A 21297-nucleotide genomic window follows, 5' to 3' on the forward strand; every position below is an offset into this window, starting at 1 on the left:
CGGTGAAGAATCCCGTCGATCACTTGTCGATGATCACGCCACCGCCCACACCGACCGTTGCTCACCGGCAGGAACGGCCGCAGCCGCTCCCACTCCGCGTCCGACAGATCGCCACGTTCTCCCCGCCCCATAACGGGAACAACGAACAGATCAGGCGACAGTCACATGATCGGCCGGACAGCTCCTAGGCGACCGGACACCGCCTCCCATGTCTCCTGCGGCGGCCGCGCCCGCACCGTGCCCGGCAGCGCCACCAGTTCGTCAGCTCCGGCCATCAGCCGCCACCTCCCTCAGTCTTTCGTTCTCCTCCAGGAACCCCGGCATGAGCCGCTTCGCGGCCTGGACGGCATGCGCCCCGCTCACCAGCCCGCGCGCGGACGCCTGCGCACTGAACTCCTTCTCGGGGCACCTCCACACCCGCAGCAGGACGTCGCGGGTGACGTCCTCGCGCACCGCCGCAGTCGAGAAGCCTGGCCGGCTGCGGCGGGCCCGGGCCAGGGCATCGGCGTACCGGGCGACCGACCGCCGGTCCTGCGCACTCTCACCGGCCAGCAGCAGCGCCGCACTCCGCTCGTCGCCCAGGTCGGCCGTGCGGTGGAACACCTGGTCGGCACGCAGGTGCCCGCCGGACACCCGGGCCAGCCGTTGCGCCAGCACCATCCCTGGCCCGCCGCCGGCGGGGTGCAGGGACAGGTACTGCAGGAAGGCGTGCCACCGCTCGTGAAAGACGGGGTCGAACACCTGCTGGTAGATGAGGCGGTCCTCGGTGGCCAGGTCCAGGCCGTCCACGCGTTCGCGCACGGCGGTGTTGGACCAGCGGCGGAAATAGGCCGTCTCCCACAGCAGCGGCCCGGCGACGCTCCGGTCGGGAGCTGCCGTTCCCTCCAGCGCGGCACGTACGGCGGCGAGCGCGTCGGCCCGCTTGAGGTCGCCGAAGTGCCGGTCCGCCGCGCGCTGTTCGGTCAGCCACCGCGCGAACCCTGCCTCGTCGGCACGGTCGCACACGGCCCGCACCGCGGCCCACGTGCGGTGCGGGTAGTACACGGCGCGCAGCGCCTCCAACAGGCGGGTGGCCTGAGCGCCGTCAGTGAACCGCCCAGCCAGTTGGGCGAGGTCCAGGACGTGACGGACGTTGACCATTGGCCAGGTCAGCGCATCCCATGCACCGTCCGGGGCCTGCCCGACCGCGACCTCGTCGTCGCCGTCGATGTCCCCGCACGCGTAGGCGGCGTAGACGCTGCCGACACCGAGCATCCCGAAGGTGTCCAGTTCGGCGGCCCGCAGGGCGCCGATGCTCGCAGCCCCGATCACCGTCACGCCCCGGCCCATCGCGGCCAGGATCTCCTTGTGCCGCAGCGCCGGCGCCTGGTGGTAGACGCCGTCGATGAGCACCACGGTGTCACCGCGGCTATCTCGGGATTGAACAGGTCACCGTGGCGTGCCAGCGGGCGCACCCGCACATCCGGGTCGGCGAGCTGAGGTTCCGACATCGACAGCGTCGGCCCTACGAACACGTGAATCACATCGGCCTCCAGGACCACCAGTCGGAGGGTGCCCCTCCCCCCTGGTCCGACTGGACCGACGAGAAGAGGGGGGAGGGGCACCCGGGGCAGGACGCGCGGAGCAGTTACTCCTCGTCCTCCACGTCGACTGCGATCACAACGGGCCCGGTGAGCTCGTCGGCCTCCGCCGACGTCGAGGCGGCGGCCATCTGCGACTTGGACTTCTCCATGAGCCTGATTCCTTCCGTGACGATGGTGCGGACCGGATGCCCGTACCGGTGGTGCAACGGGCCCAGGGGCCCGTCTGCCCGCCCCTGGCCGGGGCGGGAAGCCTGTGGATTTGAGCGCTTGTTGGATTTGAGCGCTTGTCCAGCGGTGTGATCACGCGGTGTGTCACCACCCGCCCGCCCTGCAGATCAGAGCGACAGCGGTCAGGAAGACCAGGATTTGGAACACGCGTCGCGCCATGAAGGACCTCGGTTCGTGCCCGCCCGGTGGCCGGCCGGTCTCATCCGGGTCAGCGGGCGGGGGTCTATTGAGGGCCTTAGGGAACCAGTGCGCGTTCCTCGGCACGGGCACCAGCAGGCGGGGCCCGTGCCCGCCAACGTCCGGGGGTGGGTTCCGTCCGGGGGTGAGTTCCGTCCGGGGGTGGACGGCGTTGGCAGGCACGGAGTCAGTGGGTGAATCCGAGTTGTGCCGCGAGCGCGGTGTGAGGGGCCGGCTCGGGCCGGAACCGGGCAATCGCTCGCCGCAGTGGCTCGGGCGGAACGAGGCGGTCGCTGGCCGAGGGGCGCAGCCAGTACGGGCCCGGGGGAGCGGAGCGGCTCAGCGAGGGCAGGGTGATGGTGTGGGGAGCGCCGAGGCAGACCGCGTGCTCATGCGGGTCCCACCGCCCGCACGTCCCGGGCGGGACCAGCCAGTAGAGCCAGCCGGTTTCGGGGTCCTCGATGACCGGGCCGCAGCCGTTCTGCTGCTCGTCCATCTGAGCAACGACGGCACGGGCTTCCTCGCCGCAGGAGGTGATGACGACGTCGAAGAGGTTGCCTCCGAGGCGTACGCGCGTGTCACGCCGGGCCTCAACCGCCAGGAGCGTTCGGATGACATCGGTGAGATCCGTCATGTCGGCAGCCGGTTCACGGGCCAGTCCTGCTGACTGGACCAGGTGGTTCATCATCGCGGCACTGGTCGGCGCCGGTGCGGCAAGGGCGCTCACGGCTGCACCCGCCCGGGACGCATCGTGGCCCGGACCGTCCATTGCGGAGGGTCCTTCGCTCAGTGGCAGGGAGCACCAGGTAGTGGTGCCGTCGGGGCTGACGCCCCACTGTTCGGCCAGGGAATCGACGAGAAGGAGGCCCCGCCCGTCTTCGTCATCGAGGCCGGCGCAGCGCAGGGTGGGGTGGGCGGATGTCCCGTCCGCCACGGCGATGACGCACAGCCCTTCGTGGAGGTGCACCCGCACTCCGACGTCCGTCCGGCCGTGGCGGAGCTCGTTCGTGACGCGCTCCGCCAGCAGCAGCTCGGCGGTCTCGATGAGTTCCGGGTGATGCCAGCGCCTCAGGGCGGCCCGCAACGTGCGGCGAAGGCTGCGCGGCCAGGCAGCATCCTGGGCAGAAAGCCTCGCAGGGCACTCTCGCTCCGAGGAACAAGCGCCAGCCGCAGTTGAATGGAACCAGGTCTTCAGCGACGAGGTCCTCGTCACCGCCGTCCTCGACCGTCTCCTCCACCGCTGCGCAGGTTCGAGGCTCGCCGACCGCCAGCCACTGCAGTATCTGTCGGCGCGAGGCCGACCGGCCAGGCGCAACCGACCAGCCAGATACCCTGCCACCGCCGACGGCCGGATCCACCACCCTCACCTCTCGCACCGTCAGAATCGAGTGCCGAGGTCACGCTGACCTGGGCTAGCCGAGGTGAACCCGGCCGCCGGGCCGGCCGTCAATGCTTGAGTAGACGTGAGCGTCGGGCTCAACCCGACCTAGACTCGGAGTGTGCGGGATGTTCGGACTCGTCAATAGGCCGACGCATGTACGGCGGAGGGCCCAACTGCTGTCAGTTATGGCGGTCAGCGCAACCGGACTGACTTTGGGCCTTGCGCCTGTACAGGCACAGGCAAGTGAAACCACTGTCACTGGCACCTACCAAAACAAGCAGACCGGACTGTGCCTGGACGGCAACGCCGATGGCGATGTCTACACGTCTGTCTGCGACCCGCAGAAGAAAAACCCATTCCAGCAATGGGTTTTTGTCTACTCCGGCCCGCAGGTGAACACGATTCGTCAGGTCGCCACGGGCCGATGCTTGTATATGCCAATCGGTGGCGACTATGTCTTCACGGCACCGGACTTGATGTGTACGAATTTGACGTCACTCAACCAATGGACAAAAGACGGCGACTCCCGCCGTAACGCCGCGTACACCGACCAATGCCTGGACAGCAATTGGCAAAAGGAGGCATACCCGCTGACTTGTAATGGTGGCAACTATCAGAAGTGGCAGCTGAATGTAATCTCGAAGACCTGATCACTTTCTGAGCAAAAGAATCCCGGATAGCGCCCCTGGCTCTTCCGGCAAGCATAGGGGTATGTCCAGTAAACGGCTGATCCTTCTCCTGTGGGCTCAGTTGGCGGCCGGGGGAGCCGGCCTTCGAAGGCGATCTGGAAGGCGTTCAGCGGGGCCTTCCAGCGCATGGTCCACTTCTTGCGGCCCTTGCCGGTCGGCTCCAGCGACATAAACACCATGAGCCTTTTCCATCTTGATCAGGTGGCGAGTTCGAGGGCGACGACGGCACGGACGACGGCTGTGATCCGGGTGGTGCTACAGCGGAGCTTCCGCAGGAGCCGCCAGGACTTGAGGATCGCCATGGCACGTTCGCCGAGGCTGCGGATCTTGGCGTGATCGCGGTTCTGACGCCGGCGCCAGCCGCTCAGGTTCTTGCCCCGGAACGGGACACGGATCGCAGGGTCGGCACCCTGATACGCCTTGTCGGCCCAGCACTTGATGTCGTCTGCCGCGAGGGCGGCTGGAATGCCGTGGACCCGCGCTGCGGTCACGTCGTGCATGGCTCCCGGCAGTGCGTCCGAGGCCCAGATCAGGCGACCGGCGGGATCGGCCAGGACCTGCACGTTCATCCCGTGGTGCTTCTTCTTCCCCGAGTAGTACGGCCGGTCGGCGCCGATACGATCGATCGGCAGCACGGTGCCGTCGAGGATCACGTAAGCCTTCTTGCGGACGGTCGTCATGGCCTGGTCCAGCGTGGGCGCGAAGGCGGCCAAGAGGTCGACGGCCTCACGTATGTAGCGGTAGGCCGTGGCGATCCCGATGCAAAAGCCCGCGGCGAGACGGGCGTAGGTGTCACCGCAGCGCAGGTGGGCCAGGACAAGCATGGCCTGCCGGCCGCAGGTCAGGCGCCGCCAGCGCGAACTGATCCGACGGCGGTGACCTGCGAGAAGACCGGAGAGATGCCGCAGAGTACGGCTGGACAGATCGATGCCGGACGGGTGGACAAGCACGCGAAAGCTCCTGGCGGACTGGTGATCTTGGTCGTGAACCCGTCTACCAGGAGCTTTCTTCATGCCCACCGCCGGGGCCGACCCAACAACCCGTCAGGTTGGAAGAGGCTCCATGTAGACGCACTTCTTGGCCGCGGCCTCGTTCGGGAAGTGCCCCCGGCCGCAACAGCTTGCGGATCCGGGCGTTCACCGACTCGATCGCGTTCGTCGAGCAGATGACCTTCCGGATCTCGACGTCGAAGGAGAGGAGGGGTACGAACTCCGCCCAGGCGTTCTCCCAAAGCCGGATGATCGCCGGACACTTCCGGCCCCAGCCGTCCTGGAACTCACCGAACCGCACGGCCGCGGCGGCCTCGTTCGGAGCGGTGTAGCACGATCGTCTTCGGCCAGACTGTCTCCACCGCGTCGGGCAGCCCCTTCAGCCCGTCGCAGACGGCCATGAGCACGTCGTTCACGCCGCGGTTCTTGATCTCGGTGAGGATGTGCATCCAGTGCTTGGCGCCCTCGCCGCCGTCGCCGGCCCACAGCCCGAGGATGTCCCGGCGGCCCTCGGCCGTGACCGCCAGGCGACGTAGATAGGCCGGCTGGCGACCGCGCCGTCGCGGATCTTGGTTCTGTCGATGATCTTGTGATCCGGACGGGCTGGACTCATCGCGCGAGCAGGACGCGTTTGCGAAGAAGATCGAGGCTGGCCCGCCCGAACATCTGCCGTTTCAGCATCTTCAGCCGGTTGATGTTGCCTTCGACGGCGCCGGAACTGTGGGGAAGGGACAGTCCGTTGGGGACGGCGTCGAAGTCGCGGCGGAGGTTGCGGGCGAAGCCCGCGAGAGGGGCGGGGGAGTCTCGTTCGACCTCGGTGATCCAGTCCTCGAGGCGGTCGCCGTGGCGTGCGGTCATCATGAGGCGAACTTCCTGACGTGCCCGGTGAGCCGGTCCACCTCGGGATCGCGTTCACGCAGCCGACGGAGCTTGCCGGCGTTCTCGTCCCGCAGGTGTTCGGGGTGAGTCATGATCCATGAGGTGACCTCGCGGACCGACGGAGGCTTCGGTCCCGGATCGGGTGCGTGTCCGCGCCCGGTGCGGTAGCGCCGCAGATGACGCTGGACGGCCAACTCGCCTCCGGGATAGCCCTGCTCCTGAATCTCGCGGTAGAGCTGGGCGGCGTTTCTGACGCCTTCGTTCCAGCGCCGGTGCAGGTAGCCGACATACGGGTCGACGACGTGCGCCCGCTGCTGGCTCTTGGCAACGACATCGTCCGCGGAAGGGGCGTTAACCAGTTTGCGGACGGTGGCCTGGTGCAGTCCGAGTTTCCGGCCGATCCACGCCTTCGACATCCCCTGCTGCCACAACTCGTGGGCAGCAGCATGTTGTTCACGGAGTCGAGTCACGATCTTCAGCTCCGTCTGCGGCTGGACTACCTGCGGTTCGTCGGGGGTGTCAGCGGGTTGTGAAGGCGGTTCGGCCAGACGGGAGCGATGACCGTTCACTGTCTTCTCGACCGCCTGGCCGAGATTGGCCCACAGATGATAGCGATCAGCGACCTGCTCGGCCTGCGGCGCTCCGATGCGTGCGCCCTCCGCGTAACCGCTGGACCGGTCCCGGCAGATCACCTTCACCTCGGGGTGGTCGCGGAGCCATGCGGCGAGGTCTTCGCCTTCGCGCCCGTCGTAGAGATGCAGTGGACGGTGGGTGGCCATGTCGATCAGCACCGTGCCGTAGTGACGGCCCTTGCGGAAAGCGAAGTCGTCGACGCCGAGTACCTCCACCTCGCCGACCTCCGGTTCAGGCAGGGCTCTGACCAGCCGCAGCAGCGTGTCCTTGCCCACGGTGATGCCGACCGCGGAGGCCAGGCGGGCTCCTGCCCGGCCGGCCAGCGCCAGTCCGATCCGCGTCAGCACCCCGCGCAATAGCAGGGTCTGCCGACTGTGCGGGGTCGTCAGTCCCACGATCTGCTCGGCGAACGTCACCGCCGTGCAGGCAGTGTTCTCGCAGCGGAACCGGCGTATGTGTAACTCGATCACCACGCCGAGCCCGCCCACGGCGACGTCACGCAGCTTGCGTACGTACCGGCCGTGCACCCGAGCAGCGCTCTGACCGCACCGGCAGGTTCCGCTCTTCGCCCGCACCCGCGTCCTCAACACCACCTTGTCCGGCCGTCGCTCGACCTCCTCGATGAGCAACGCGGACAGGTACGGAAACAGCTCCAAAAGCACGTCACGAGAGCACGTGATGCATGATTGCGAACGGTCGGCACGAACCGCTCAACTGTCCGGATCACAAGATCGTCGACAGAACCCGGATCTTCACGTGGATCGCGTCGATGACGACCACCGATAGACGGCGTCCCGGAGCCGGTTCTGCCATTCGGCCATGCCCTCGAGGACCTTGTCGGTGATCGTGGAGATCCCCTGGCGGGACACGTCGGCGCCGTAGACCTCGGCGAGGTGGGCCTGGACCTCACCGGTGGTCAGGCCCTTCGCCGCGAGTGAGATGACCATCTCATCGACGCCGGACAGGCGCTTCTGGCGCTTCTTGACGATCTTCGGTTCGAAGGAGCCCTCGCGGTCGCGGGGCACGGATATCTCCACCGGGCCGACATCGGTCAGTACGGTCTCGGCGCGGGTGCCGTTGCGTGAGTTGCCGCCGTTCTTTCCCGCCGGATCGTGCTCGTCATAGCCGAGGTGGTCGGTGATCGCGCCCTCGAGGGCCGACTCCAGGAGCCGCTTCGTCAGCTGCTGGAGTAGCCCGCCCTCACCGGTCAGCTGCAGGCCCTCGGCCTGAGCCCAGCCCACCAGTTCGTCAATCAGCCGGGTGTCCACAGACTTCGCTGGCGCCGCCTCAGACGGCTCTCCAGGTTCGGCCTCGGTCACGTTGTCGCTGGTCATCGATGCATCTTCCATGATCGGGAGTTACACCGAAAACGTTTTACAGTCTCGTCCCGCAGGCTGCCGGGGGAAAAGCAGTTCTTGGGCCAGAGCTGCTGAGAGCGTCGGCGATCCATTGAGCGCTGGTGCGAACGGAGGCGAGGGGGGAGGCCATGGCCGGCTCACCGGATCTCCGCGCTGCCGCAGATGAAAGGGGTGTTCTTAAGGAGTTCGGGTGTGATGCGGACACCGGTCAGGTGCTCGGCAAGGGCGAACGTTGCTTCTGCGGCCAGGTGTTCCGCGGTGTCGGAGGTCTCGTTCCAGAACTGGAAGCCGCAGTGATGCATGGCCTCTAGGAGTTCGTCAGGGGTTGTTCCCCAGCGGCGGTCGGGCACAGCGGGCTCGAACATCAGGCGACCGGCCGTGTCCTGGGCCCAGAGGAACGAGGCGAGGCCGTTGGTGTTGACGAAGTGCGAGACCCAGCGGGTGCCCGCAGACGCGGGCAGGGCTCTCTCTTCGGTGACGCCGATGTAGCCGACGGGCTCAATCAGCAGGGTCCAGTCCCCGACAGTGGTCATGGCGAAGAACTGCCGGGTGTTGTCCGAACGGTCCAGGAGCTCAAAGGCCGCGTCCACTATCGCCTCCACCCCGGTCTGGGAAGGCTCCCTCTGTCCTTGGAGGCGGGCAAGGACGTCCACAGGCGCCAGGTCGTGCACCAGCGTGAAGCAATACGCCTCCGCGGGCTCGGGGAAGCGCTCGTTGAACCATTCGTAGTCGGCAGCAGTTGCAGTCATGGCCAAGATCCTTGCGCATGCCTCGGACATTGGCCGAGAGAAATAGCGCGGTCGGCGCTGACAGAGCAACTCGCAACTTCCTACGGAGGACTGGGACGGCCGCTTGTTTGCCCACAGAAGAGCGGGACTGCTTACACATCACGGGGGCCGGACCCCCATCATCTCGCACGGCAATGAGAGCCAGTCGACCGTGTCACCGAGATGATCTCCGCCTACGAAAATCTTGCCAGAGCCACATACGCGAGTACGCCGACACAGCGAAGGGTTCGGCGGAGCGCAAGGCCAAGAACGGAGTGGAACGAGCAATGTGGGCCATCAGATCATCGTGCCGCACACGACGGTAGCTGCGACCAGCACATTCAACACGCTCTAGGTGACCTGGAGTGTAGCCATCATGGCCATGTCCTCGTGCTCCAGGTTGTGGCAGTGCGCTAGATAGCGGCCGCGGTAGGCGTCGAAGCGGACGGCGAGGTGGATCTCAGCGCCGGGTGAGAGTTCCACGGTGTCCTTCCAGCCGCTGTCGTAGGGGCCCGGCCCGGACGAGCCGCGGCCAAGCACCTGGAAGAAGGATCCGTGCAGGTGGAAGGGGTGTCGCTCAACGCTGAGGACAGACCAGTGCTCGGTGGTGCCAAAGGCTGGTCGCAGGTGCGGGACGGCTGGGTCGAAAGGTTTGCCGTTGATCTGCCACTGGGAGCCGTTGCGTGAGAAGACCAGCCGGCGGCGGGCGCCCTCAGGTGCGAGCCGGGGGAGATCCGACAGTTGCTTGGGGACCGCGGAGTTGTCGGCCGCTCTGTGGGTGATGTGGAACCTCATAACACGGCCGGCCTGACCGGTATCGGCGAGGTTGACGAGGGTGACCGTGGAGCCGACGGCGTAGCTGGAAAAGTCGACGATGACGTCGAAGCGTTCGGCCGGGGAGATGCGGAGAGTCGTGTGGCGGATCGGTGCCTCCAGAAGGCCGCCGTCCCCGCCGATCTGAATGAACTGGCTCTCTGCGGGGCCGTCAAGCCGCAGTTCGTAGCGGCGGGCGTTGGACGCGTTGACCAGTCGAAGCCGGTAGCGGACAGCTGCGACTTCCAGGTAGGGCCACGGAGAGCCGTTGACGAGGATCACGTCGCCCTGGGCGCCGCCCATGATGGGCTCGTCCATGCCCGGGGCACCGAGCAGGGTCGGGTCGGTGGCGGGGTAGGCGAGTTGCCCGTCGACGTCGAAGGCGCGGTCGCATAGGAACAGGGGGACCTCGCGGTCGTCGCGCGGGAGGGGGAGCTTTTCTTCCTCCTCGTCGCGGACGACGCACATCCCGGCCAGTCCTTTCCACACTTGGGCTCCGGTGAAGTCCATGCGGTGGTCGTGGTACCAAAGCATCGCGGCGCGCTGTTGCATGGGGAAGGTGTAAGTGCGTTGGTGGGTGCTCACCTGTGCGAGTGGGTCGTGCATCGTGGCGTGCTCGCCGTGGTGGCCATGGCTGGTGTGACCGGCGGCGACATGGGCGAGGCTTCGGGGGTAGAGCAAGTCAGTGGGAAACCCGTCCTGTGCGGGTGGGGTGATCCCACCGTGCAGGTGGGTGGCTATGGGAACGGGCAGCAGGTTGGTCTGGCGCAGGACCATTGGAGTGCCGGACCGAGCCGTCAGGTAGGGGCCGGGGAAGGTTCCGTCGTAGCCCCAGATGGTGGTGGAGTAGCCCGGGAGGATCTCGGCAGTGGATTCCTTGAGGGCCATCTCGTAATGGTCGCCGGCGGCAGAGGAGCGGACAGGCTTCGCAGGGGTGAGGATCGGCAGGGGCAGCGTGTAGGGCTCAGGGAGTCGGGCTTTGCTAGTGAGGGTGCCGGGTCCGGTCGAGCCGGCGTTGCCCGCGCAGGCGGTGAGGACCGCAGGGGCGAGCGCGAGGCCCGCGCCCTTGAGCAGATTACGGCGGGTGAGGCTGATCATTATGTGTGGGCCTCTCGGGTGGGTGCGGGCGCGACAACGACCGGCAGCGTGGCGATCACGGCGGCGAACAGGCCGACGCCGAGAGGGATGTGCAGCCACATGATGTGGTCCATGCCGACAGTGAGCTGGACGATCTCCAGGACGAAGATCGTCGCTGTGATGGGCAGGACGCGCGGTCCGACAAGGCCTTTGCGTCGGGCGACGGCGGCCATGACGGCCAGTGTGAGGGCGATCGAGCTGACGATGGCGGCGTTGTCGCCATGGCTGCCGATGGCGTTGTCGCGGCCGGACAGGAACAGGCCGGCGAGGATCGGCTGAAGTGCAAAAGCGACCGCGTGGACGATGGCTGTGACGCGCAGGGCGATAAGCATCAGTGCGTACCCCTAGTGCTCAGGGGGCTGTGGACCGTGAGCTTGGCTGCGAGAAGTCCGGCCAGGTATCCGCCGACCAGCAGCGCGAGCCCGGTGATCATGCTCGGCTTGCCGAACATGCAGGCCAGAATGGCGGCCAGAATGCCGGTCCGCGTCAGAACGGAGGTCCACAGGCGCGGGTCGTGGATGCGGGTGGCAAGTTCGGCGGGCAGTTCGACCTCGTCTGTACGGGCGTCCTTGACCATGCGGCGCAGGTCCTTGCCGGTGAGCGGTTCACCGAGGAGGACGAGCACGACCCAGCCTGTGATCCCGGTGATGATCCAGCCCTCCCACGACCATGCGGTGATGGCCAGGGTGAGGCCAGCAAACAGCGAGCCGAGTCTGCCCCAGACGCCGAAGGCTGCCGACGCTCCTAGGGCTTTCAGCCCCTCTCTGGCTTGCTGCGTGGTGCGGGCGTCCCGCAGCGCGAGCACTCCGACCCAGTCGGTGATGAGACTGGCGAGGATGGTGAGAGCGGCTATCACGTGGACGACGAGGAGGCTTGCGTCCAGGGACATGTGGAGTCCTTTCTCGAGGAGGGGGCGGCCCGGAGGAGCCGCCCCCGTGGTGGCCTACAGATCGGCGTCGGGGATCCAGGAGCCGTGGATGCCGCCGGTGACGCGGCGGGGCAGGTGGACCGCGGCGACCTGGTCGAGCCCGGAGGCGTCCAGGACGAGAAGGCGGGAGGAGTTCTGCTTGAGATCGGAGACGACGGTCAGGAGGTACCCGTCGTCCTCGTTGGTGGCGCCGGCGGCAGGAACGAACACCGCCTCGCTGGGCAGGCGGGCGTCGCCGACCTGGTGGATCCGGCGGGCGCCGGTGGAGCGGTCGTACTTGACGATGCCGTAGCCGCCGTTACCTTCCTGATCGGGGAAGGAGACGGCGTACTGATAACGGTGCTCCATGCCGAGATAGTCCTCGTTGAGAGTCGGGAACTCTACGGCGAGGTCATCGATGATCTGCTCGTCGACGCAGCTGCGCTCCAGGTCGACCACCCAACGGCGGGTGTAGGAACGGGCGTTGGGCTCAGTTCCGCGGCCGGGCGCGCCGACCCACCAGTTCCAGGACAGCTGGAAGCCTTCCCGGTCGACGGTGGGGCCTTCCAGGACGATGCGGCCGCGGGCGTCCTCGTAGGCATTGGAGGCATGGAGCATGTTGCCGGGCTCGATGGAAAACCATCGGATCTTGCTGGCGCCGTCGGCGGTGCGGGGCATGACGCCAATGCGGGAGGGCTGCTCGTCGCTCCATCCGTAGGGGATGCCGGAGTGCTCGCTCGGGTCGAAGGTGACCGACCCTTCGACGAACACGATGTGGTGGCGGGTGATGGCGAAGTCATGCTTGAGCGAGGCGGTGGCGCCGGGAATCTCGGCGCTGTGGGTGATCTGGCCCTTAGCGTCCGCGATGTAGTAGATGAGATACGGCGGGAAGGGCGAGGAGCCGAAGAAGTGAAGTTCGCCCGTGACGGGGTCCGTCTTGGGGTGGGCGGTCATGGCGCTGCGCAGCTTGCCATCGAAGTCGTGGGGACCGATGGTCTCCAGGTCGGCGTTGAGCTCGAACGGAAAGTTCGCCTCGCACAATGCCAGGAGGCGTCCAGCGTGCTCGATGACGTGGGTGCCGGCCGGGCTGGCGGTCAGGTCTGGGCCGTGCTCGGTCATGTAGGGGGCGCCGTCGAGGGCGGGAGTGCGGATCCAGCGATTGCGGTACCACTCGGCCCGACCGTCGCGCAGTCTGACGCCGTGCACCATGCCGCTGCCCTTGAACCAGTGGGTCGGGGTGACTCCGGGCTTGGGGTTGTGGCTGTTGCGAATCAGCCGACCGTTCAGCTCCGCCGGGAGGTGGCCCTCGACGGTCAGGCCGGTGGCGGTGATCTCGTCCACGGCTGGGGTGTAATGACCGGTCAGGTAGGGCTTGTTGCTCGTGTTCATGACGGATTCCTCTTTCATGTCCGCAGTACCGTGCGGTCGGGGGGTCGGGAGGCGAGTCATGGTCAGGCGGACTGCTCGGCGTGGCCCTTCAGGGCGGCGAGCCAGGACTCAAGGGAGGCGCGCAGGGCTTGGCCTAGCTCCTCTGTGGCGGCGTCGACGGGCGCGCCGCTCCAGGACTCCTCGGTGCTGACGGTGACGCGGTCTCCGTCGGCAGTGAACGACCAGACGTGGATGCCATCGATGCCGCTAGACGGACCGCCCCACACGATGCGCTTGCCAGGGACTACCTCATACACGGTGGAGTCGATGTCCAGGCCGTGGGTCTTCCAGCTGAAGGAGCTGCCGGGCGCGACAGGGCCGGCGAGGGAGGCCTGGTCAATGTCGGTGTTCCAGTCCGGCCACGAGTCGATGTCGGTGTGCAGTGCCCAAACCCTCTCCAGTGAGGCGTCGATGGTGGTGGACAGGCGGACGATCACGGGGGCGGATTCGTCGATGGTGTACATGGCGGACTTCCTTTCAAGGGAACGGGTGGGGCGGGTCAGGTAAACGGCCAGCAAGGCCGTGGCGAGGAGGATGGCGGCCGAGGCGGCAAAGGCGGCGCGGTAGCCGTCGGTGAGGGCGTGCGGGTACGGAAGGGAGGAATGGGCGGTGAGCGAGCCGGCGAGGGTGGCCAGGACCGCGAGGCCGACGGCACCGCCGACCTGCCGGGTGGTATTCACTAGTCCGCCGGCGAGTCCCGAGTCGGCCTTGGCGACGCCGTCGACGGACACGTTGGTGAGCTGGATGAACGCGACGCTCAGGCCGAGACCGATCAGAATGCTCGGGCCGAGCACGTCGGCGAAGTAGGAGCCGTCGGCGCTGATCCGCGACAGCCACAGCATTCCGGCGGCTTCGACGAGCAGGGCGGCCGGCAGGGCACGTGCGGTTCTGATCCGAGGGGCCAGGGCGGAACCGAGCATGACGGCGCCAGCGAGCGGGAGCTGACCGACGCCGGTGAGCAGCGGTCCTATGCCCAGGACTTCCTGTTGGTAGAGCGGCAGGAAGAAGAACAGTGCGATCCACACCGACCCGAACAGGGCCATCAGTACGTTGGCCGCGGCCACCCGGCCGCCCTTGAACAGCCGCGCGGGAACCAGGGGGTCGGGGTGGCGACGTTCGACGGCCACAAACGCTGTACCGAAGACCGCGGCCAGGGCGAAAGCGCTCAGTACGCGTCCGTCGGTCCAGCCCTGCTCCCGCGCCCTGGCCAGCCCCCACACCAGACTCGTCAGGGTCAGGGTGATCGTGAAGGTGCCGAGCAGGTCGAGCCGGCCGCTGCCGCGGCCCTGGGACCGCGGAGTCCGGACCACGACGGCGAGCAGAACAGCGAAGGTCCCGGCAGCGACAGCGAAGAAGAGGGCGCGCCAGCCCCACGCCTGAGCGAGGAATCCGCCCAAGAGCACCCCGGCAGCGCCTCCGGCCCCCGACACCGCGCCCCACACCCCGAACGCCTTGCCGCGCCCCGGCCCCGGCGGGAAGAGTCCCAGCATCACGGCCAGTGCCGCCGGCGCGACGGCCGCCGCGCCCACGCCCTGCACAGCCCGTGCAGCGATCAGCACACCCGCCGATGAGGCTGTCCCCGCCACCGCCGAGGCCGCTCCGAAGACGGACAGACCGGCCAGCAACACCCTGCGATGCCCGAGGATGTCGGCGGTGCGTCCCCCGGCCAGCAGCAGCGCGCCGAATGCCAGGCCGTAGGCGTTGACGACCCAGGTCGTCGCCCCGTCCGACAGATCGGCGCCCGCACGGATCTGCGGGAGCGCCACGTTCACGATCGAGTTGCCGAGCACGACGAGGAACTGCGCCGCGGCCAAGGCAGCGAGTGCCGGACCCGTGGCTGATTTGCGCATAACCGAACTCCAAAGATGTCTGGTGGAACACTCGCTGTGGCGAGAGAAGGAAGGCGGCGCGTGCGCCCGGCCACTGCTCCTCACCGGACCACCGGGATGGGCTCTGCGCGGCTGCCGCCAAGTCGGCCCCGTGGTCCGCACCCCTCGGGCGGCCACTACGAGAAGGGACTCGGCGCCGGGAAACCGTCGGAACGCGTGCCCGCAGGATCAGTGCGGCACTGGCCGCCCCGACGTGGCGGCGCCTCAGCAGCCGGGCACCGCGAAGACGCCGAAGGGGGCGATAAAGCAGCGTCTTCCGGCGCCCGTCGATGGCGGACAGCCGACGTGTTGTTCGGCTGTCCGGAAAGTGATACGACACCGTCTCGGGGCCGAGTGCTGGGCTGCGCCGGGGGGCGTGTGGGTGCCGGGCCGGTGCGGCGGTGATCTCTGCATGACCCGTACAGTGCCGCCGATCGGTGTCCGGTTCCCAGCCCCCTCCAGCCCGGAAACTGTCCACCGGTGTCCGCGACTGTCCACGGCTTCCTAGTGCTGCCCGTCGAGGTGCGGCCGATTCAGTGCGGGCCGTACATCTCCCGCTGCCACAGCACCTCGCACAGTAGGTCCAGGCCCTGCCGAAGGTGGCGCCGGTAGGTGCCGAAAGGCAGACTCAACCGCCGAGCGGCGGCCTCCTGGGTGGGCGCGCCCGAGAAGTAGGTGACGGTCAGGGCATCCCTGGCTCGTGCCCCGTGCGGGTTCGCCGCGACCGCGTTGACGGCCTCGCGAAGAAGCGCGCGCAGGTCCTCGACCGGCTCGGCAGAGTCGGCGACGAGCCGGGCGCGCAGCAGCGCGCAGGAGCCGAAGGCCGACGCGGAACGCCAGTGCCTGAGTGCCTCGCGGACTCCATGCTCGAAGACCGTGCGGGAGATGCTCGAAGGCCCCGACAGAGGCGGCATCTCCGTGGCATTGATGATGTGCCGCAGCCATGACTCGACCGGGATCTTGCGCCAGTCGATCGTAAACAGCCCATAGGTCCGGCCACCGACGACAGGCCGCTCACCGCCGTCGGCCAGCACGCCGCGCAACTGCTCGGCCCATGCCTCGCAATCGTGGTAGACGAGAAATCCGTGTGCCCTGCCGCGGGCACGGGCCGCCTCCGCCTGAACCCGGGAATTGGCCAGGTCGACGACGCGTGAGCGTACCTGGTACAGCTCCGGGTAAATCGAGAAGCGGGTGATCGCGATGTGCTCGCCGTCCCGTACGGGTGCGGTCTTGTCAGCATAGTGCCAGGCCGCCGCGATGACCGGATCGCAGACGACCTCGGTCTCGTCCGGCGGGAACGGCAGTACTAGCTGGGCAGTGAACGCAACGATCCGGCCGGTCGAGATGAGCCGGTAGACGCTGAACCGCTTTGGTTGCCGCGCCAGCCAGAACCGCACGAGGTCGGCGGACTCCGGCCCCTCGGTCTCCTCGGCCATACGCAGAATGAGCGCGTGGTCCGCCGGCTCCAGGATGCTCTCGTGCACCTCGTTGTCGAGGGTCGGCCGCACCCGCAGCCGGGCCAACACCTCGACGTCCTGGAACAGATAGAACAACTCGTCGGTGACGGCACGCACCCGCTCCTCCGGTGCCTCGCGCAGCAAGCGCAGGTATTCCTCGGCCAACCGGTGCCTCATCGCGCTGAAGGCGTTGGGCGCCCGCCACCGCAGGTCGGCCATCAGGGTTTCACGGGCCGCGTCGTGCGGGTACAGGCCCGTGGCCGCCGACTCCATAAACGGCAGGTCGCGCAGCCAGGTGAACAGATCGTCGACCTTCTCGTCGCCGAGCACAGCGGCCAGCAATTCCTCGGTGATCGAGGGAGCCTGGGCCGCCACCTCCAGCGCCCGCCGGTGCGCCGCAGTGGGGACCTCTCCGATCAACGAGGCAAGCAGGGTCCGCAGTACCTCTGCCGACGGAGTGCCGTCAGCAGAAGCACTCCCAGCCAGCTCACCGGCAGCCCCCAAAGTGAGCGCCAGCGGGTTCCCCCCAGCGAACCGCAGCACCTGGCTCAGCCGCTCCGGTCGGACGGCCGCCACGGTCAGCAGATCGAGAGCCTCCCGCTCCGACAGAACCTCCAGCTCCCGGACAGTGAGCAACCCTGCCCAGGCGGGATCGGCCATCCACTGCGGCCGCGGCGCGAACCTGCCCGCAAGCACAGCCAGCGCACCGTCGGCCGCACGTGGCAAGAACCTCTGCCACAACCATTCCTCCAACCACTGGCAGTGCTCGAACGAGTCGAGCAAGAGCACTGTGCCAGGCTCGGCCACGAAATCGGCAGCTGCTCGCTCGAAGTGGGCGGGGTCCCGCTCGACGAAGCGCCCGTCAAGCTGCACGACCCGCCGGCCCGCGCCTGCGGCCAGATCCCCCATGCGCCGCACCAACGCCGACTTGCCCATGCCCCCGGCGCCGTAGAGGTAGAACGCCAACGGCCCCGCCTCGTCCCCGCCGAGCGCAGTCGCGAAGTCGTTGAGCTCGGACGCACGCCCAACAAACGCGCGCTCTCTCGCAAGGCTGAGCCGCTCCCTCCACGACCGGCCCGAGAGCGTCGCCTCACTCGCCGCCATCGTGCCCGCCACCGCTGCCGAAGCCGGTGCGATCCATCTCCACGCCCGCACCCGGCTCCATGACGGTTCCGGTATCAGCGTCCGTCGGAGCGGCGCGGGCAGAAGAGGAGCCGTAAACCGTTCGCACAGCAGCCAGTACCTCTGCGCGCGCCGGGCCCTGCCGGGGCCAGCTCCCGCTGCTCTCGGCCAAAGCCTTCCCCCGCACTGCAGGGGCTGAGAACGCGGAATCAGGGTCGGCCAGTCCGCAGGCCACATCGGTCATCGCGCGCAACACATCAGGGTCGGACAGCTTAAGCGCATCCAGAGCGTTGCCGATGTTCCAGCCCGGGTCGTTGGTCTCATACCGGCGGTCCGCAAGCAGCGCGTCGATCTCCGCCAGTCGGTGCGTGTCCCAGTCCCGAAGCCGACGGTAGACCGGCATGATCGTCCGCTCTGTGGCTTCATCGAAGCGCAGCGCGAGCTCTACCGAGTCGTGTGTGCCGGTGGCGCCGATCACCTGGCTCAGCACGCGCGCGTGAGTCAGCCCCAGGGACAGGCCCAGCCCGAACTGCGGATCCGTGGTCGCCCGCGCGTCTCCCACACTCAGCAGACCGGTGACCACCGGAGCGCCCTCGACGACTGTACGCAGGCTCCTGCTGTCCAATCCCGACGTCGCCTGAACCCCGGTAAGCGGCTCGCCGTACATCCGCCCAGTCAGCATCGGAAACAGTGCCACGGCCTGCTGCCATGCCTGTGGATCCTGCAGAACCCGCAACGCACGGTCGCGGCTGGAGGCGACCAGGCTCAGCGACCAAGTTCCGCCATCGCCCGGAAGCACAATGCTGGACACCCCGTCGTGGTGGATCAACTGCCAGAGGGCCGGTCCCGGCGGCGTGCCGGCGACGCTGCGGAAGGAGCGCGAGTAGTAGATGAACCCGGCCTCGGCCTGCTCGCTGGCGGGCGGCGGTCCGCCGAGCCGTGCCAGCAACGCGCCCACCGGCGAGTCCCTTCCGCCTGCGTCCACTACCAGCGGTGCGTGTATCTCCTCACCGTCCTGCGTGGTGACGCCGATGACATGCGGGCTTCCGGGGAGCCGCTCCGCGCCGGCCAGGAGACTGCTCACCACGGTGGTGCGGCGGACAGTGACTCCGGGCGTCCGCGCGGCCGTGGCGGCGAATGCGGCCTCCAGCACCGGTCGGCGGGCGGTAAGTGTGTCGTAGCGCTCGTCGCCAGGGCGCCGCCCGCCGATCGCGGGTGCCCGCCAGGCCTCCTCGAGGATGTTGAGCGGCAGCGCGCCGGACTCCTGCAGTTCGGCGACCACCCGGGGCAGCGCTGAGCACAGCACGGCGAAGCCTGAGGGCAGCAGGATGTGGGGCTGACGGAACTGGTTCACCCCCGGCCTGCGCCATTCCCGCCACGCCCGGCGGGCTGCATCCGCGCCGCTGGGGCCGGCATCGTCCCTCTCCAGCACGGTGACGCTCACCCCGTCCTCGGCCAGCAGCATCGCCGTCGTCAAACCGACCGGGCCCGCCCCGATGACGATTACATCTGCTTGCGGCATTTGCCCTCCTAAGACTGTAGATCCGTCGGAGATCACAGTCAGGGGAGGGGGTGCTCACTTACGAGACCGGTGCTCGCTCACCTGGTACTCAGTGTCCGCCCAACTCGCTACAAAGTTGGGGGGCGGGCAGGGGGCGCTCGGCCGTTTCCCGCTTCCACAGCAGTTCGCACACCCGGTCAAGTCCGCGTTGCCGGTGCCTGCGGTAGGTGCTGTAGGGCAAGCTCAGCCGCTCTGCCGCAATCATCTGATTGGGTACCCGGTGGAAATAGGTCGTCGCCAGGACGCGGTGCAGCTTGGCCTCGCGCGGGTCGGCACTCAGGGAGTCCACAACGTCGGTGAGCAGCTCACGCAGCATCTGCACGGCGTGTTCTGGGGCGTAGCCGGGCTGAATGGTGATCATCCGCGCTTGACACAGCGGGCTGGCCGCGATGCCGTCCTCGCGGTGCCAGTCGCGCAGCACATCGCGCACGGCGGCATCGAACTCGGACCGCGTCAGTGTGACAGGGGCGCCGGCAACCGGGGGAAGGGACACCTCGTCAGTGAGGGCACCCGGCTGGGTACGGTCGAACCAGATCGACAGCGGCGTGATACGCCAGTCGCACGCGAACAGCGTGTAGGTGTGACCGTTGGGCCAGTCCAGCGCGGTGGCCGCTTCGTGCCCCAGGTGCTCCATCAGCTCTTCCCAGAGCCGCGGATAGGGACTGATGATGAACGACCAGGCCAACCCAGCCGAGCGGATCCAGTCGGCACAGACGCGCAACTGCATCAGGTGCAGCACCGGGGAGATTTCGTAGTACGCGGGCGGGTAGATAAAGAACCGGGCCAGCATCACGTGCTCACCCGCCCGCAGGGGGCTGGTGCGCGCCACGTGCTCCCACATCTGGGCGAGCACTGGGTCGACAGCGGTCTCGTCCGGGCGTGGTTCCGACAGGCGCAGCCACGTCATGAACGCGACCGGCTCGCCCGACACCGTCTCCCGGTAGATCCAGAACGCCTCCGGCTGACGCTCCAGCCAGAAGTCGACGATCGCAACCGCCTCCTGCCCCTCGGCCTCCGCAATGAGCCGCCGTACGGCGTCGTGGTCCTCCGGACGCATCGAGTCCTCGTGGAAGTCGCCCTCACGGCGCATCTGGAAATACGCGCCCATCGATCCGTATCTCTTGATGTAGCTCAGTTCACGGATCGCCACCAGCCCTGCCCCCGGGGACGAGGTACGGGCCTGTTCGAGCAGGTGGTGACCGACACCCCGATGCATCTCCTCATACCCCTGCGGGTCACGCCAGCGCAGGTCGGCGTCGATCGCGTCACTCACCAGGTCATGCAGAAACATCCCCTGCCGCCCCCAGTCGGCTATCGGCAGGCGGCGCAGCCAGGTAAACATCTCGGCACCCCGGTCCTGCCCCACCACCGCGCGCAGGAGCCCCTCGGTGGTGGTCATCGAGTGCGCGGCGACCTCCAGGGCGAGCCGGTGGACACGCGTGGGCACCTCTCCCACCAGTTGGGAGAGCAGAAAGGCCAACACATCGGGGGTCGGCGCCCAGTGTGTGCCGTGCCCACCAGCCGCGACACTTGCTGCCAGGCTGAGAGCCAGCGGGTGACCACCGGCGAAGTCGAGTATCTGTACTCGCGCAGTCGGTGTCACCTCCCGCAACGCCAGTAGCCGCTCGGCCTCCGACCGGTCGAGGTCGCCCAGCGGCACGACGGCCAGCAGCTCACCCCAGGCCAGGTGGGAAGTCCAGGCCGGGCTAGGCCCCTCCCGGCCGGCCACCACCACCAGGGTCTGCTGCGGCAGCGAGGGCAAGAATCGCTCACGCAGCCACACCTCCAGCCCCTGGCAGTGCTCGAATGCGTCGATCAGCAAAACCGCGTTCGCAGGCGCCCCTGCGGCCTCGGACTCGAAGCCCGAAGGAGAGGGATCGATGAGCCGCCCGTTCACCTCGATGATGGGCCTTCCCGCGTCGAGACTCTCGTCCGCGAAGCGCCGCAGCAGAGTCGACTTGCCCACCCCGCCTGGACCGTGCACGAAGATGACCGCAGCGGCATCCGCCGCACCGGACAAGGCTCGGCGGAAAATCGCGATCTCTTCAGACCGGCCGACGAAGGCGCGTTCTTGCGCCCATCTCAGACGGTCTGCCAAACTTCCTGCATCGTTGCTCACTGCAGCAATATAGAACTCATCAAGGCACTGTCAAGGGGCAGCGGGTCTGCCGCACGATCGGGTGACATCTGAACTGGCTTGCCCTGTGGGGCGGGTGGGAAGGATGTCGTTGTGCCCAAGCCTTATCCGGAAGAGTTCCGCCAGGACGTTGTACGGGTCGCGAGGAACCGCGACCCGGGTGTGACGGTCGAGCAGGTGGCC

16 protein-coding genes and 2 pseudogenes are annotated in these 21297 nt (G+C 67.8%); 2 read left to right on the forward strand and 16 right to left on the reverse strand.

The window, feature by feature from the left end; all coding sequences use genetic code 11:
* Positions 1–261 precede the first annotated feature (261 nt).
* Positions 262–1395 carry a TfuA-like protein gene (locus ACIOEW_RS40425; protein WP_401970482.1) on the reverse strand — a complete coding sequence of 378 codons (1134 nt, stop codon included), beginning with the start codon at positions 1393–1395 and terminating at the stop codon, positions 262–264.
* A 780-nt stretch (positions 1396–2175) separates the two neighbouring features.
* Positions 2176–3201: an ATP-binding protein gene (locus tag ACIOEW_RS40430; RefSeq protein ID WP_401970484.1), complete on the reverse strand. Its 1026-nt coding sequence runs from the start codon at positions 3199–3201 to the stop codon at positions 2176–2178.
* Between ACIOEW_RS40430 and ACIOEW_RS40435 the strand changes: the two genes are divergently transcribed.
* Positions 3086–3394, forward strand: a complete 309-nt coding sequence (locus ACIOEW_RS40435) for an ATP-binding protein (protein ID WP_401970515.1) — start codon at positions 3086–3088, stop codon at positions 3392–3394. The two genes, ACIOEW_RS40430 and ACIOEW_RS40435, sit on opposite strands and share 116 nt — an antisense overlap.
* Before the next feature lie 160 nt (positions 3395–3554).
* Positions 3555–4019: an RICIN domain-containing protein gene (locus ACIOEW_RS40440; protein ID WP_401970485.1), complete on the forward strand. Its 465-nt coding sequence runs from the start codon at positions 3555–3557 to the stop codon at positions 4017–4019.
* 236 nt (positions 4020–4255) lie between these two features.
* Here ACIOEW_RS40440 and ACIOEW_RS40445 read toward each other — a convergent pair whose 3' ends face one another.
* The 14 genes and pseudogenes from ACIOEW_RS40445 to ACIOEW_RS40510 form a co-directional block, all read right to left on the reverse strand.
* Positions 4256–5008: a transposase family protein gene (locus ACIOEW_RS40445; protein WP_401970488.1), complete on the reverse strand. Its 753-nt coding sequence runs from the start codon at positions 5006–5008 to the stop codon at positions 4256–4258.
* Between the two features lie 111 nt (positions 5009–5119).
* Positions 5120–5618: pseudogene (locus ACIOEW_RS40450) on the reverse strand (transposase); the annotation flags it as partial.
* A gap of 38 nt (positions 5619–5656) precedes the next feature.
* Entirely contained in the window at positions 5657–5908 is a 252-nt protein-coding gene (locus ACIOEW_RS40455; protein ID WP_401970490.1) for a transposase, read from the reverse strand.
* Positions 5905–7221: an ISL3 family transposase gene (locus ACIOEW_RS40460; RefSeq protein WP_401970492.1), complete on the reverse strand. Its 1317-nt coding sequence runs from the start codon at positions 7219–7221 to the stop codon at positions 5905–5907. The genes ACIOEW_RS40455 and ACIOEW_RS40460 overlap by 4 nt, the downstream gene beginning before the upstream one ends.
* Positions 7222–7303: 82 nt before the next feature.
* Positions 7304–7893 (reverse strand): annotated as a pseudogene (locus tag ACIOEW_RS40465) (transposase); the annotation flags it as partial.
* A 161-nt stretch (positions 7894–8054) separates the two neighbouring features.
* Complete coding sequence (locus ACIOEW_RS40470; RefSeq protein ID WP_401970494.1) at positions 8055–8666, reverse strand: DUF6461 domain-containing protein; 612 nt, start codon at positions 8664–8666, stop codon at positions 8055–8057.
* A 369-nt stretch (positions 8667–9035) separates the two neighbouring features.
* Positions 9036–10595, reverse strand: a complete 1560-nt coding sequence (locus ACIOEW_RS40475) for a multicopper oxidase family protein (protein WP_401970496.1) — start codon at positions 10593–10595, stop codon at positions 9036–9038.
* On the reverse strand, positions 10595–10966 hold the full coding sequence (locus ACIOEW_RS40480) for a hypothetical protein (protein ID WP_401970498.1): 372 nt from the start codon (positions 10964–10966) through the stop codon (positions 10595–10597). Before ACIOEW_RS40480 ends, ACIOEW_RS40475 begins: the two co-directional genes overlap by 1 nt.
* Positions 10966–11523, reverse strand: a complete 558-nt coding sequence (locus ACIOEW_RS40485) for a hypothetical protein (protein WP_401970500.1) — start codon at positions 11521–11523, stop codon at positions 10966–10968. The genes ACIOEW_RS40480 and ACIOEW_RS40485 overlap by 1 nt, the downstream gene beginning before the upstream one ends.
* A 54-nt stretch (positions 11524–11577) precedes the next feature.
* Entirely contained in the window at positions 11578–12930 is a 1353-nt protein-coding gene (locus ACIOEW_RS40490; protein ID WP_401970502.1) for a carotenoid oxygenase family protein, read from the reverse strand.
* Between the two features lie 62 nt (positions 12931–12992).
* A complete protein-coding gene (locus ACIOEW_RS40495) occupies positions 12993–14819 on the reverse strand; it encodes an MFS transporter (protein WP_401970504.1) in 1827 nt (608 codons plus the stop codon).
* 551 nt (positions 14820–15370) lie between these two features.
* Positions 15371–17398 carry an ATP-binding protein gene (locus ACIOEW_RS40500; protein ID WP_401970507.1) on the reverse strand — a complete coding sequence of 676 codons (2028 nt, stop codon included), beginning with the start codon at positions 17396–17398 and terminating at the stop codon, positions 15371–15373.
* Entirely contained in the window at positions 17385–18938 is a 1554-nt protein-coding gene (locus ACIOEW_RS40505) for an FAD-dependent monooxygenase (protein ID WP_401970510.1), read from the reverse strand. The genes ACIOEW_RS40500 and ACIOEW_RS40505 overlap by 14 nt, the downstream gene beginning before the upstream one ends.
* 88 nt (positions 18939–19026) lie before the next feature.
* The gene (locus ACIOEW_RS40510) at positions 19027–21096 is read right to left on the reverse strand and encodes an ATP-binding protein (protein WP_401970513.1); all 2070 of its coding nucleotides are present in this window, start codon (positions 21094–21096) and stop codon (positions 19027–19029) included.
* Between the last annotated feature and the right edge of the window lie 201 nt (positions 21097–21297).

This window comes from Streptomyces sp. NPDC087901 (genome assembly GCF_044742205.1).
Lineage (GTDB): Bacteria > Actinomycetota > Actinomycetes > Streptomycetales > Streptomycetaceae > Streptomyces.

Excerpts from the sequence above, each read along its gene's own strand:
- ACIOEW_RS40440 (WP_401970485.1), top strand. The coding sequence starts at position 3,555 with ATGGCGGTCAGCGCAACCGGACTGACTTTGGGCCTTGCGCCTGTACAG.
- ACIOEW_RS40455 (WP_401970490.1), bottom strand. The coding sequence starts at position 5,908 with ATGATGACCGCACGCCACGGCGACCGCCTCGAGGACTGGATCACCGAG.
- ACIOEW_RS40470 (WP_401970494.1), bottom strand. The coding sequence starts at position 8,666 with ATGACTGCAACTGCTGCCGACTACGAATGGTTCAACGAGCGCTTCCCC.
- ACIOEW_RS40475 (WP_401970496.1), bottom strand. The coding sequence starts at position 10,595 with ATGATCAGCCTCACCCGCCGTAATCTGCTCAAGGGCGCGGGCCTCGCG.
- ACIOEW_RS40480 (WP_401970498.1), bottom strand. The coding sequence starts at position 10,966 with ATGCTTATCGCCCTGCGCGTCACAGCCATCGTCCACGCGGTCGCTTTT.
- ACIOEW_RS40485 (WP_401970500.1), bottom strand. The coding sequence starts at position 11,523 with ATGTCCCTGGACGCAAGCCTCCTCGTCGTCCACGTGATAGCCGCTCTC.
- ACIOEW_RS40490 (WP_401970502.1), bottom strand. The coding sequence starts at position 12,930 with ATGAACACGAGCAACAAGCCCTACCTGACCGGTCATTACACCCCAGCC.
- ACIOEW_RS40495 (WP_401970504.1), bottom strand. The coding sequence starts at position 14,819 with ATGCGCAAATCAGCCACGGGTCCGGCACTCGCTGCCTTGGCCGCGGCG.
- ACIOEW_RS40500 (WP_401970507.1), bottom strand. The coding sequence starts at position 17,398 with ATGGCGGCGAGTGAGGCGACGCTCTCGGGCCGGTCGTGGAGGGAGCGG.
- ACIOEW_RS40505 (WP_401970510.1), bottom strand. The coding sequence starts at position 18,938 with ATGCCGCAAGCAGATGTAATCGTCATCGGGGCGGGCCCGGTCGGTTTG.